Source organism: Radiobacillus sp. PE A8.2 (assembly GCF_045635475.1).
In the GTDB taxonomy this organism is placed as follows: Bacteria; Bacillota; Bacilli; order Bacillales; family Amphibacillaceae; genus JBJGXI01.
In genome coordinates, this window is sequence record NZ_JBJGXI010000037.1 from 42,674 (window position 1) to 54,934 (window position 12,261).

The window sequence follows — 12,261 nt, forward strand, 5'->3', positions numbered from 1 at the left end:
CTTCAAAATACATAGAATTGAATGAATTGGATTAGTTGGAACGCCGTATGCGGTGAAAGTCGCACGTACGGTGTGAACAGGGGGAAAAGGGAGCGATAACTTCAAACCCTTACCTATCTGTATTAAAAAGCTGTTACTGCCGTTGTTGCGCTAACGTAGCAGGATAGCGAAATAAGAGCTAATTATCATAGCTGTATATGTAGTCAATTAAAAAGGAGAAATCCCGTAATATGTTTAATTTTTTAAACAAGGCAAAATTAAAAAAAGATGATTTAAAAGGTATTGCAAAATTAATGTATCAGGATGTATCAGATGATTCATGGGATAAAGAAAACCTTACTAAAAGAAATTTAGACTTCACTATTGAAAGTGTTCGTTATATTGATATCTATGCCAAAAGATTAATGAATACGGAGTTCGGTAATGAACTGTTAAGTAGGCATTTTGATAATATAGCGGAACGTATAGGTGCGTATACTGGTGAGGTTATTAAGAGTAACATTAACCGAGACTTTTACTGGTATGAGTCTGATTCTGTACGTAATTATTTGCCCAATCTTAATGGGGAGTTTAGTAATAGCAAGATTCGGGCTGTCCTTTATTCTAAAAAGAAGGATATAGCGATATTACCTTTGAATGTGGTATCACAATTTTTGAAAAGGAACTCCTCATACAGTAATCTTCTTAGTTACGTAGAAGAAACGATTAAGCAAAATACTTAAATAAGACATATTCCTCAACTAATGCGTGATAGCGGAATACTTGCTATATAGAAAGTGATGTATATGGTAAAATATAAAATAAGATATTATGATGATAAAAGGGAGGTTTATTTATGGCTATTAGTAATGAAGAATTAGTTGAAATGGTAAAGCAATTACCACAGTCAGCAAAAAAATCAGCTTATGATTACTTGAAATACTTAACAATTAGTCATACTCGTCCAAACTGGGATGAAATTATGGATTTAGAACCAGATGAAACCCCTTTAAGTGAAGAAGAAGAGAGTCAACTAAAGAATAACTCGGAGTTTTTGTCTTGGGAGGAAGCTTTGAATGAGCTTAACTTACCAACTGACACTAAGTCGTGAGGCAATCAAATTTTTAAAAAAGCAAGAAAGATCTGTTCAATTAAGAATAAGCAATGCTTTAAAGGGACTATTAATTCAACCACCTATAGGTGACATAAAACCTTTAAAGGGTAAAAAAGGTCATCTAAGGTTGAGAACTGGACCATACAGAACTATATTTGAAATTGACCATAATGAGAAAATCATCTATATATTAACCATTGACAATCGCGGTGATGTGTACAAATAACTACTAGAATTGAAAGACCATTTCATAATATGGTCTTTTTCTATTTAAAATATTAAAACAAATATATCTAGGATCTTTGTGAACTAATACACTTAAAGTAACGGGTGCAAAAGTTGAGCAAGCATGTTTAATTTTTGCTGTGTTTGCTTCTCTAAAAATACAGAAAATGTGCTAAAATAAGGATATAAGTATTTTTGGAGGGATTTAAAATGGATTGGGGATTAGTGCGTGAGCAATTTCCAGATAAATTAGTTTTAGTCGAAGCATTAACGGCTACCTCTAGAGATAGCATTCGAACAATTGAAGAAATGTCCATTATCTCAACCTTCGATGATAATATGGATGCGTGGAAGGCTTACAAGCAAACTCATAAAGAAAATCCAGAGAAGGAGTTGTATGTATTTCATACTTCTAAAGAAAAGCCAGAAGTTCTCGAAAAATTCTTTATTGGAGTTCGTGGGCGAAGATGAAATTAAGAGTAGAAAATGGTTTATTAATTGCAAAAGTGGACCTAGAGTATCAAGAGAAAAAAATAACTTTGAATAATGTAATAGTAGATACAGGTTGTTCTGATAGTATTTTTGACACGGACCTACTTGCTGAAATAGGACTTTTTGTTGACTATGTAAACGGCATGCCAACTACAATGTATGGTATAGGGGGAAAAGGTGAAGTATGTAATCAACAAATAGTTAATGGTCTCTCTATAGGTGGCAGAGTATTGAATCAGTTTCCACTTCAATTAGGCATTACAAAAGATTTGTATGGCTTCGATGGTTTTATAGGTCTAGACTTTATGCTTGAAACGAAAATGAACATTGATTTTTCCTTTTTAGGAGTAAGTTATAAGGATTAAATAAATATTAGCTAACCGCCACTTTGACGGTTTTTTTTTATATAAAGGTTTATTGCTTGTTCCATTAACGGGGGCTTATGTTGAACAAGGAGTTGTCGAATGCAACAGCTCTTATTGTGTTAAAACAACAGGACAATGGAAGATGGGGGAATTTATTGTGCTTTGGATTAAATTAGGTTTAATGATCTTAATAAGTTCTATCATTATTTCGATAGTTAAGCTTATTTTGAGGAAGGTTTTTAAAATAGAAAAAGTAAAAAAAGCGTTCTTTTCCGATAATTATATAAATGATTTACACAGAAAAATCGACAAAAAGGTAAGGAATATTTCTGCAATAACGCTAGGTATACTTATTTTTATTCAATTTTCCTATTATGAAGATTTGATCTACTTATTTCCAATTGGAGCAATCCTTTATACAGCATTGATTTATTCGGTAACGGTGTTTATTGAGTGGAAATATAGTGCATATCCGAAACAGGCAATTTTAACCATAACAGAGATCTTTCTTGTATCATTAGCAATCATACTTGTGTTTCAGTTCGAATTGCTTGATTAAAACAAGAAGGAATTCTTGGAGGTTCTTCACACGCCTGTCATGTCGCTTCAAAGCCCCTCTGTGGTGCCACACGATCGGAATTTTCCATAACGTCGGTTGAGCATTCACTCACACGTTGGAGTTTACATATAATCCGATAAAGCAAATTTCAGTACAAATTTTCAAAACCCTCTTGCAACTAATTTCCAATTCGGTTATGATATCCTATATACCTCATAATTCTAGGTAGGTGAAAAACATGTTTGATCGTGAGCTTGTAAAAGGAAGTACATCACTGCTTGTCCTGCAGCTTCTTAATGATAGAGATATGTATGGCTATGAGTTAGTGAAGGAAATGGATAAACGTAGCAATCATAATTTCCAAGTCAAAGAAGGCACCTTGTATCCGGCGCTTCATAAACTGGAGAAGCAGGAATACATCGAGTTTTATTGGCAACAGCAGGAAAAAGGACCAGCGCGTAAATATTATCGGATTACGGACGAAGGTAAGAAGATACTTGGTGAAAAGACGAGCGAATGGCATCGTTATGTGCAGGTGATGAACAATTTAATCGGTAGGAGCGAGTCATGAGCTTAGCCGAAAATCGATTTCTTGAAGAGCTGGATCAAGAACTTGGCAACTATCCAAACAAACAAGAAATATTATCGGATTATCAATTACACATATATGAAATTACACAAGAACAACTATTGTCAGATGACCACGAGCAGTATATAGCTTTTCAACAGCGTCTTGGATCTCCGTCTGATATAGCGAAACTGTGGAAGCAAGAAGCAAATGTAACACCTGGAAAAATGCAAACTTTATTCGTTGCTTTTAATATTTGCTTATTCGCGGGCGGCGGATTACTAACATGGGCATACCATGCATTGCATTGGAGCTGGCTAGTATTCCTGTGGCGTAACTTAACAAGAATTCCATCGATTATAATTTTAGTTTATTTTGTATTTTGGGGATTGCTCGGGTATGAAATTGGAAAAGAATTTGGGCCAAGAGGCAAAAAAATCCTGCGCAATACATTTATCATCTGTGTCGTACCAAATTTAATACTTATGTACTTAATTGTTTTTCGGCTCATTCCATATGAATGGTTTCAGCCATTACTTAGTTTTCCTTTCATTATTTCTTGTATCGGATTCACGGTCTTATTGTATCCAGTAAGCTGGATTGGATATCGTTGGGGAAGAAGAGATTCTGTCTAATTATGGTGTTGTAAAATAATCACAGCACCATAATTACGTCTATTTTTTTACATCTATACCTAGATAAACATTGTATATAGATTTACATAACTTAGTTGATTTCGTAATACTGATTTTTTAAGTGATTCACATTCGCTTATAGCTCTAGAGGGTATTTATGAAATTGACTCAACTATAAGGAGGCATTTTAATGGATTTGCGAATAGAGAAACATGACTGGGGATTTATGTTTGTTTGTATTGGATTAGCAATTGTTGCTGAATTAAGTTTTTTACATGGGCAAATAGGTGTATCGTATTTGGTTTTTATAACTTGTTTTTATGCTGTTTTTTTTATTAGGTTTCGTAATGTAGCATTTACGAATCGTCGAATTGGTCTATTATTAACGCTTTGTATATGGATGCTTGCCGCGAGTTATTTACTATATGATCGGATGCCATTTTATTTACTTAACATTTTTGTGATTCCGGGCTTTATATTTTTTCACATTGTTTTAGTTACAGCACCAAAGCAGATCAGGTGGAGCAGCCTGACATTTGTTACGACATTATTTGAAAAGATTGGCGTCGGTGTCGCCTATGATTTTAAGTTTTTTACTAAAGGGTTTCGAAAATTATTTAAAAACATGGAAGATCAAACGGCTTCACAACTGAAGCGAGTATTGATTGGTTTACTAATAGGGATCCCGTTATTATTGTTTGTGACTGGATTACTCATGTCAGCGGATGCAGTTTTTGAAAATATAATTGGAAGTATTCCGCGATTTATTGTCCAGCTTAATATGCAGGAGCAAGTGTTCAGAACGATAGCTGTTATTATTTATTTCTTGGTTATATTCGGTATCTTACAAGTATTAATCCATTATCGGTCCAAACAAGAAACACAAGTGGTAGAGTCAACGAATAATTTGCGTTTTGACAGTGTGATTGTGATGACAATCTTGGGTCTGTTAACTAGTGTCTATCTGTTGTTTACCGCCATTCAATTCACGTATTTTTTTGGTGGCCTTAAGGACGGTTTAACCTATGCAGAATATGCGCGTAAAGGCTTCAGTGAGCTGGTAGTTGTTACGTTGGTGAACTGGACGATCTTAATTAGTTGTCTCAAGTTTGTTAAAAAAGATAGTATAGCACTAAAGGTAATTTACTCCTTAATCATCGTATTTAGTGGCGTGATGCTCGCTTCCGCATACCAGCGCTTAAGTTTATACGAATCGGCGTATGGTTTTACATTAGACCGAATTTTCGCCCATGCTTTCATGATCTTTTTGTTTATTATTTTTGCTTACACACTCATTCGTGTATGGTTAGTGCATTTGTCCTTGCTTCACTTCTATTTAATAACAGGTTTCCTTTTTTATACGGCTCTCAATATTATGCCATTGGAACAGATGATTGTTGATAATAACTTAGAACGATATGAAAACACTGGAAAGATTGACATTTTCTATTTGCAAGGACTTGGAGCTACGGGTATAGAAGGGTTGGTAAACTTATATGAGAGAGATCCTGACTATCCTGAACTAAGCAACTTGCTCAGCTATGAGAAACAAGAACTGGCAAGGCAGCAAAATGAAAATTGGCAATCCTACAATCTTGCTGAACAATCCATGCGTGAGCGATTGGCTGATATCAAAGTGAGTGGAGAATAATTGTATGCATGAGGATAAGCAAATTGAATTAGAAATTAAAAATACCAAACGTAAGGTGCTCCGTTTTTTCGGAATAATGACCTTACTGGTTGTTGAAGCAATTACTTATGGCGTTTACTGGCTATTTTTTGATATGGATCGACTTCCAGAAGGAGAGTTTCTTACAGAAGAAACTTCTCCAAATGGCGACTATACGCTTAAGGCTTATGTCGTTAACGGAGGCGCTACTACTGCCTATTCTGTTCGCGCGGAGTTAGTATTCCATAACAAAGATTCTAAAACGAAAAATGTGTATTGGAATTATCGTGAAGAAGCAGCAATTATTAAATGGAAAGACGAAGATACAGTATTCATAAATGGACATGAATTAGATGTACCAAATGAAAAATATGATTTTAGAAGATCGAGTTAGGAGGCAGTTCCTATCACAAAAAATAAGTGGTTATATTTATCGATCCTACTACTATTGAGTCCCTTTGGATTGTATTGGTTTGTTCATGGTAGCGATGAACGGAATTCGTGGATTGTTAATGGACCCTTTCCATTTAGCCATATGGCAAGTGGCCCTTTTCAAATTTTTATTGATCAACTACTTGTTCTTAGTGGGATTGGTTGCTTGAGTTATTATTTTTACCTTATTTATATGAACAAAAACAGAAAATGAATATTGTAAAAGACGGGAGATGATTCCTATTATTTTCTTTGATATTGATGCGACGTTAATGGATCATGAGACAGCCGAACATAGAGGTGCACTAGCATTTTATCGTTTCTATAAAAATGAGATCCCTTGTCAGGAAGCGGCATTTATCCAGCAATGGAAAAGCTCGTCAAAAAGATATTTTAATGCTTATTTGGCAAATGAATTATCATTTCAAGAACAGCGCAGGTTGAGAATCAAGGAAATGTTCGGAGTTGAATTAATGGATAAGCAAGCGGATCAGTTATTTGAAAACTATCTTGCGCATTATCAATCAAATTGGCAGCTATTTGATGATGTTATTCCTTGTCTAGATTCACTTAACAAACAAGGGTATCTATTAGGAATAGTGACAAACGGCGATGACAAGCAACAAAAACAAAAATTACAAAAACTCGGTGTTCTACATTATTTTTCAATGCATGTTACCTCGAGCCAAGTAGGTTGTGCAAAACCAAATCCAAGTATATTCAGAGAAGCATGTGCTTTGGCACAAGTAAAGAGTACAGATTGCTATTATGTTGGTGATCAGCTTTTAGGAGATGTTATTTCTAGTATAAAAGCTGGTATGCACGGTGTTTGGTTGAATAGACAAAAGCAGCTTGTACCGCGTAAAGTAAGAGCCATCCAGAGTTTGAAAGATTTAGAGCAAGTGATAAGTAGTCAGTCTAAGGATTTGGAAATTAAATCTTATAAGTTAGTATAAAGATAAAGTTAATCAATTTTGGAAATCTGTTGTTTGAAAAGAGTGCGTAAGATAATTCTGAAATTGACTAAGGTAGGAGTTTTTATGAAGTTTTTTACCAAATTAAATGCTGTTGCCGCTTTATACGCTTTTGTATTATGTATGGCAACGGAGCTAATGCTTAATGTTTATCGAATAAGTAGAAAAATGGATTGGGAAGTTACATTAGTTACAAATAGTCTGTGGTTCGTATATTTGATTGGTTTCATCCTTTGTACCATACTATTAATTTTACTAACTATCAAATGGTTAAAGGCTCGAATCGCTCTACTTTGGTGTGTGGTTTTGTGGTTTCCTTACTACGTTTTATTCATTTTCATTTTCACGTACATTCTCCCAGTAACGAATCCGGGAGATGACCCAGGTCCAGGAGCAGGAATTATTCTTTTAGGCATGTTAGTGGCTTATCCGTTTTATATCCTTTGTATCACTTTGATTGGAATAAGCATAGGAAATAGAGAACAGAAAATTTGCCAAATTGAAGAGTCTTAGGAGGATAAAAAATGATAGGGAGACCAACTACACAAGAAGTGGATTATATACTAGCTAATGCACAGTACTCTGCAAATGAAGGAATCCAGCAGTCAGGGCTAATAAGTAAACAAAAAGCAGTACAAATGCACGTATCTGTATTAGATTATGGTGGCTATTATCTGGTATACCGAAATAACAATCAAACAATAGCAGGTTGGATTCTAATTGGTGAAAGTGGCGACCAATTCACCGAGCAGGTACACGCCTTTATATATGAAATCTATGTGTTGCCGAATTACCGAAAAAAAGGTATCGGAAAGGTATTATTACAATCAGCTATGGATCTCTGTAAACAGCGTGGCTATCAAGAGATTCGGCTAAATGTATTTGCAAAGAATAGTGCTAAGTTAATATATGAGCGACTAGGCTTTGAAGATGTTCAAATGTTAATGAATAAAAGATTAGTTTAAACTGATCATTTGATTTAATGAATTACTGAAAGGTATTGTCTCATGCTGAAATTGACACAGTGCTGGAGGATTTTTTCAATGAGTTAAGAAGTTCTTTCATATCATCTTACTTACAATAACAATAGACGCAATTGTCGTTCAGATAATGAAATTTTAGCACAATTAATTTAGATAAAATTGAAATACCCAAATATCAATATCGCCAAATAGAAGATCTGTTAAAGCAAATGAACTGATTTGCAAAAAAAAGGCCTCTTTAAGGGGCCTTTCCAAAAAAATAGCAGTATAAAATTTTTGCAAGTTTCTAGCTCCGAGCGCCAGAAACTACACGACTTCAGGAATCGCCCTACGATAAGTCATCATTGATTCAGGTTTTATGGAAAGTCGACTAAAAGCGGACTTGTCGCCCGACGTCGACATGCTCCCTATGCGGGGTCATGATTCCTTTATCTTAGTCGATTCGCTCCAGTCGCTACGTTTCTAAGCGGCGTACTGCGCTTTTTGTATATCGATTATGCGTTTCCGCTGACAACTTGATCTACAGCATCAGGATCAATGGAATTAGTTGCGCTTATCCCGCTATTTACACTATGAAAATCTCCTGTATTAAATGAACCTGAGCCGGCAGCTGTTTTTGAAGCACTTTTTGGTGATAAATAAAAGCTGTCCCCGAAATTGATTACTCCACCGTCAACACTATTTATTTTAATTGGTCCAACAATCGATGGCATAGTACTCACACCTTCTTTTTGCAATTTATTATTATTATATGGTAAAGTTATTGCTTTGTTCGTCATCTAAAAGACGAATGTGCTTTACCCTAGCCTCTGCATCAATTTCGTTAATCCCACCAACTTGCATGATTGATGAAGTGGATACCCCGAGAATTGCAACAGATTCCACATTAATTCGGGGTACATGATGAAAGGTTTTCTGAGTCACCGGTAGTGGAGGTTGTATGTGACGTGCTGCTTGTCGTTGGAAAATAGAATAATCTTCGAATTCATATCCCTCATCGGAAAAGGTAGTATCTTGTTTTTGAACAGCGATGGCGTTGGAACGAGGTGTAAAGTAATTTAAATCACCTATTTCACAGCATGAACTAATCGTTACTGAAGTTATCTTCATTGCACCAAGTTGTGCTGTTCGTTTATTCATGTTCAGTTCCTTCCATACTTCTAGATTGACCAAGAGGAACTAACGCGCCTACAATATAAGATTCTGGTGGTGTATCAAAAAAAGATGACAATTTAATTTGTTCATTATCCCCAATTAAAAAAACCGATGAGGATGATACACCGATAATTTGCACATTTCCGACATTAATGTCCCAGTTGTGTACCTCATAGTGCATAATTAACTATCTCCTTTATTTACATCATTTTGAAAAAACTGACGAAGTGAATGCGAAATCTCTTTTTGAACTTTCTCGATTACATAATTGGAAAGTTGATGATCATCTTGGAAACGATGATTTTGTTTTCCCTCATTTGTATAATGAGAGATTCTTGATGGAAGTTGTTTTCGAACATCATTTATAATTAAGTTTCTGTATGAATCATTCATCGGGTAACCATATTCATAAGCGAGTTGTTCCACATATGGAGATCCTTGTTCGGTAACATAAGTATCTAATTGAGAAACAAGTTGTTGCTCTAGTGGTTGTTGAATTGGTTCAGGTTTGTTGTTTTGTGGTACTTGATTAATGGCCATACTATCAACTTTTTCTAAATCCTCTGGAGTAAGTCCAATGTGCAATGTCCCATCTAATCGTTCGATTTTTAACTGATCGAAGTGATATTCTAATTTTTCTATATTAGTATGCTTTTTGTTTGCTGCATTAGTTTCTAGTAGCGTAATACGTTGCTCTAACTGCTGTATTTTAGTATCCATCTGTTTAATATAGTTTTGTAAATTGGCTATATACGCATACCAATCGTTCGAATAACTCATAGAATAACCCCTCTCCCTAGGCAATCACCTATAACCACAATATGCACGTAAAAAAAAGATGTGAATTATGGCGGAGAGAGGGGCACTAAAGGTGTTTCCGCTCCTGATTCAGGTTCAGCGCTCATGGCAGGTTCTGTATATTCACCAGTATTATACAAATCTGATTGCGCTTGAATACTACCTGCGCTACCAATCTGTAGGACAGAGGAATTCGATACACTTCCGACTTTTAAAAAGTGAATGTAAATAGATTGATGTACCGTAATGTGCATGTAAAGCAACCCCTAACCATCAAATAACTAATTGATCAATAGAATCTTTATCGTATACATTCGTTGTGGATTGGTTTAGTTGAATCTCAATATCGTATCCTGTATTAAATGAACCGCCTCCAGCAAATGTTTTTGCTACGGCATATGGACTCATTGCATACACATCTCCAATGTTAAAAATGCTGGAAGATGAAATTTCTATAACTTTTACAGCTCCAACGACTGCTGGCATGACAATTCCTCCTTTTGATTATAGTTTATGAAAAACATCCTAATCTGTTAAACTAATTTTAGTGGTGAACACTAGCAAACTAGGTTAAAATTGCAATAGATGGTGGGGAGGTATAAAAATGAATCAGGTCGGACAATCGTTAGCGGAGAAGCAGAGATTAGAATGGATTGATACAGCACGCGGACTAGCGATATTAGGAATATTCATGGTTAACGCACCAGCTTTTAACGCACCATTTTTTCAATACGGTGGTGAATCATTATTTTGGACATCTAAAATAGATCATACCGTGCAAACAATCATTGATATATTTTTTCAGGCTAGCTTTTATACGTTATTTTCATTTTTATTTGGTTTTGGGATTCAACAAATTGTTGATCGGTTAAAAGGTAAGCAACTTCACGTTCATATGCTTGTATTTCGTCGGTTAATGATCTTAATCGGTTTTGGCCTGATTCACGCATTTTTAATTTGGCATGGTGATATTCTTTTATCTTACGGAATCATAGGAATGCTGTTATTATTGTTCATTAAAAGAAAAACGAAGACATTGTTGTATTGGGCGTTTGGTATGTTAATTTTCATTACGGTATTTTATACACAAACCCTTTATATGATCCGTTCTAGATTAGGTGGTTACAATAGCGTCGGCATCAAGCAATCATTTGCAAATTATGGGGAAGGTTCGATTATTGATATTTGGAAGCAAAATTATCAAGATTGGATTGCTTCTAATGGAAATGATAGCTATTTTTATTTGTTATTCATGCTCTTACCGTTATTTTTGTTAGGGATGTACGTAGCGAGGAAACGATGGCTTCATGATTTGGACAAACATTCAACAACATTGAAAAAACTATGGATTGGTACGTTGGTATTGTTTATAACATTTAAGATTGGACCATACTTATTCGGTAATCCGATTTGGTTTTCATTTGTACAGGATACAATAGGCGGTTCTGCATCGGCGATTTTTTATATAGTATCTGTGGCACTGCTATATCAAAATGGGAAACAGTGGCTCCGTCCATTATCATATGTTGGAAGACTTTCACTTAGCAATTACATCGCCCAATCACTTATATGCTTTTTGTTGTTTTATTCGATTGGTTTTGGTTTATATGGTGAGATCAGTCCATGGCAAACAGTCGTTCTTGTTTTAGCAATCTATAGCGTGCAGATTGTTGTTAGTAAAATGTGGCTTAAGAAATTCCGCTTCGGTCCGCTCGAATGGCTATGGAGAAGTTTAATGTATGGAGAAAGACAAGCCTTTAAGCATGTCAAACAGGAGCAGGATAAAGCTGAATCATGCAGTAATTAGATATTGAGTCTTTTAAAATAGTGTGAAGCTTAAGTAAATGCGAATAAATGAAATAAAAAACAAAACATGGTATGATAAGCTTGACCAAAAGTGAGGAGGTAAGAACATGACAACACATCTACATATTACCGCATGGGTGTTAGCATTGATTTTGTTTGTGCTATCGTTAATTTTTTATAAACAAGGTAAAAAAGCGGGAAAAATACTACATATGGTGTTACGCCTAGACTATCTGCTAATCTTGTATTCTGGAGGAGCATTGCTAACTGTTTACTTTGATTCAGGATCGCAACTAGGGGAAGTTATTGTTAAAAGTTTAGCTGGCGTTTGGGTAATTGCTTGCCTAGAAATGATCTTAATTAAAATTTCTAAAGGGAAAGCAATTAAAAGCTTTGGCATCCAGTTAGCGATTGCGCTAATTATTGTTATCATATTAGGATTTGGCCGATTACCACTTGGCTGGAGCTTTTTATAAAAATCATCCTTTTATAGGATGGTTTTTTTTT

21 protein-coding genes are annotated in these 12,261 nt (G+C 35.2%); 15 read left to right on the top strand and 6 right to left on the bottom strand.

All coding sequences use genetic code 11. The features are described from left to right. Nucleotides 1-230: 230 nt before the first annotated feature. From ACI6MV_RS17715 to ACI6MV_RS17775, 13 genes are all read left to right on the top strand, one after another. Nucleotides 231-722 carry a hypothetical protein gene (locus tag ACI6MV_RS17715; RefSeq protein ID WP_407271662.1) on the top strand — a complete coding sequence of 164 codons (492 nt, stop codon included), beginning with the start codon at nt 231-233 and terminating at the stop codon, nt 720-722. Between the two features lie 113 nt (nt 723-835). Continuing rightward, nucleotides 836-1,090 (top strand): hypothetical protein, encoded by a 255-nt coding sequence (locus ACI6MV_RS17720; RefSeq protein ID WP_407271663.1) that lies wholly within the window; start codon nt 836-838, stop codon nt 1,088-1,090. Further along, nucleotides 1,056-1,319 carry a type II toxin-antitoxin system RelE family toxin gene (locus ACI6MV_RS17725; RefSeq protein WP_407271664.1) on the top strand — a complete coding sequence of 88 codons (264 nt, stop codon included), beginning with the start codon at nt 1,056-1,058 and terminating at the stop codon, nt 1,317-1,319. The genes ACI6MV_RS17720 and ACI6MV_RS17725 overlap by 35 nt, the downstream gene beginning before the upstream one ends. Nucleotides 1,320-1,528: 209 nt before the next feature. Next, nucleotides 1,529-1,789: a hypothetical protein gene (locus ACI6MV_RS17730; protein WP_407271665.1), complete on the top strand. Its 261-nt coding sequence runs from the start codon at nt 1,529-1,531 to the stop codon at nt 1,787-1,789. After that, complete coding sequence (locus tag ACI6MV_RS17735) at nt 1,786-2,175, top strand: aspartyl protease family protein (protein WP_407271666.1); 390 nt, start codon at nt 1,786-1,788, stop codon at nt 2,173-2,175. Before ACI6MV_RS17730 ends, ACI6MV_RS17735 begins: the two co-directional genes overlap by 4 nt. A 157-nt stretch (nt 2,176-2,332) precedes the next feature. Next, nucleotides 2,333-2,734: a DUF4181 domain-containing protein gene (locus ACI6MV_RS17740; RefSeq protein WP_407271667.1), complete on the top strand. Its 402-nt coding sequence runs from the start codon at nt 2,333-2,335 to the stop codon at nt 2,732-2,734. A gap of 238 nt (nt 2,735-2,972) precedes the next feature. After that, on the top strand, nt 2,973-3,305 hold the full coding sequence (locus tag ACI6MV_RS17745; RefSeq protein ID WP_407271668.1) for a PadR family transcriptional regulator: 333 nt from the start codon (nt 2,973-2,975) through the stop codon (nt 3,303-3,305). Further along, complete coding sequence (locus tag ACI6MV_RS17750) at nt 3,302-3,937, top strand: DUF1700 domain-containing protein (RefSeq protein WP_407271669.1); 636 nt, start codon at nt 3,302-3,304, stop codon at nt 3,935-3,937. The genes ACI6MV_RS17745 and ACI6MV_RS17750 overlap by 4 nt, the downstream gene beginning before the upstream one ends. Before the next feature lie 190 nt (nt 3,938-4,127). Then, nucleotides 4,128-5,588 carry a DUF4153 domain-containing protein gene (locus ACI6MV_RS17755; protein WP_407271670.1) on the top strand — a complete coding sequence of 487 codons (1,461 nt, stop codon included), beginning with the start codon at nt 4,128-4,130 and terminating at the stop codon, nt 5,586-5,588. Nucleotides 5,589-5,592: 4 nt separating this feature from the next. Further along, nucleotides 5,593-6,000, top strand: a complete 408-nt coding sequence (locus ACI6MV_RS17760; RefSeq protein WP_407271671.1) for a DUF5412 domain-containing protein — start codon at nt 5,593-5,595, stop codon at nt 5,998-6,000. Between the two features lie 271 nt (nt 6,001-6,271). Continuing rightward, nucleotides 6,272-6,994: an HAD family hydrolase gene (locus ACI6MV_RS17765; protein ID WP_407271672.1), complete on the top strand. Its 723-nt coding sequence runs from the start codon at nt 6,272-6,274 to the stop codon at nt 6,992-6,994. A gap of 84 nt (nt 6,995-7,078) precedes the next feature. Then, nucleotides 7,079-7,525, top strand: coding sequence for a hypothetical protein (locus ACI6MV_RS17770; RefSeq protein WP_407271673.1), 447 nt, complete (start codon nt 7,079-7,081; stop codon nt 7,523-7,525). Nucleotides 7,526-7,536: 11 nt separating this feature from the next. Then, entirely contained in the window at nt 7,537-7,977 is a 441-nt protein-coding gene (locus tag ACI6MV_RS17775) for a GNAT family N-acetyltransferase (RefSeq protein ID WP_407271674.1), read from the top strand. 512 nt (nt 7,978-8,489) lie between these two features. On the opposite strand, the gene ACI6MV_RS17780 is transcribed toward ACI6MV_RS17775, so the two are convergent. From ACI6MV_RS17780 to ACI6MV_RS17805, 6 genes are all read right to left on the bottom strand, one after another. Beyond that, complete coding sequence (locus ACI6MV_RS17780; protein WP_407271684.1) at nt 8,490-8,708, bottom strand: spore germination protein; 219 nt, start codon at nt 8,706-8,708, stop codon at nt 8,490-8,492. Nucleotides 8,709-8,742: 34 nt separating this feature from the next. Next, nucleotides 8,743-9,135, bottom strand: a complete 393-nt coding sequence (locus ACI6MV_RS17785; RefSeq protein WP_407271675.1) for a spore germination protein GerPE — start codon at nt 9,133-9,135, stop codon at nt 8,743-8,745. Beyond that, on the bottom strand, nt 9,128-9,331 hold the full coding sequence (locus ACI6MV_RS17790; RefSeq protein ID WP_407271676.1) for a spore gernimation protein GerPD: 204 nt from the start codon (nt 9,329-9,331) through the stop codon (nt 9,128-9,130). Before ACI6MV_RS17790 ends, ACI6MV_RS17785 begins: the two co-directional genes overlap by 8 nt. A gap of 2 nt (nt 9,332-9,333) precedes the next feature. After that, complete coding sequence (gerPC, locus tag ACI6MV_RS17795; RefSeq protein WP_407271677.1) at nt 9,334-9,930, bottom strand: spore germination protein GerPC; 597 nt, start codon at nt 9,928-9,930, stop codon at nt 9,334-9,336. A 65-nt stretch (nt 9,931-9,995) separates the two neighbouring features. Beyond that, nucleotides 9,996-10,202 carry a spore germination protein GerPB gene (locus tag ACI6MV_RS17800; protein WP_407271678.1) on the bottom strand — a complete coding sequence of 69 codons (207 nt, stop codon included), beginning with the start codon at nt 10,200-10,202 and terminating at the stop codon, nt 9,996-9,998. Between the two features lie 19 nt (nt 10,203-10,221). After that, complete coding sequence (locus ACI6MV_RS17805; protein WP_407271679.1) at nt 10,222-10,434, bottom strand: spore germination protein; 213 nt, start codon at nt 10,432-10,434, stop codon at nt 10,222-10,224. Nucleotides 10,435-10,552: 118 nt separating this feature from the next. On the opposite strand from ACI6MV_RS17805, the gene ACI6MV_RS17810 reads away from it, so the two are divergent. After that, the gene (locus ACI6MV_RS17810) at nt 10,553-11,755 is read left to right on the top strand and encodes a DUF418 domain-containing protein (RefSeq protein WP_407271680.1); all 1,203 of its coding nucleotides are present in this window, start codon (nt 10,553-10,555) and stop codon (nt 11,753-11,755) included. A gap of 106 nt (nt 11,756-11,861) precedes the next feature. Continuing rightward, nucleotides 11,862-12,230 carry a DUF1516 family protein gene (locus tag ACI6MV_RS17815; RefSeq protein ID WP_407271681.1) on the top strand — a complete coding sequence of 123 codons (369 nt, stop codon included), beginning with the start codon at nt 11,862-11,864 and terminating at the stop codon, nt 12,228-12,230. Nucleotides 12,231-12,261: the final 31 nt, after the last annotated feature.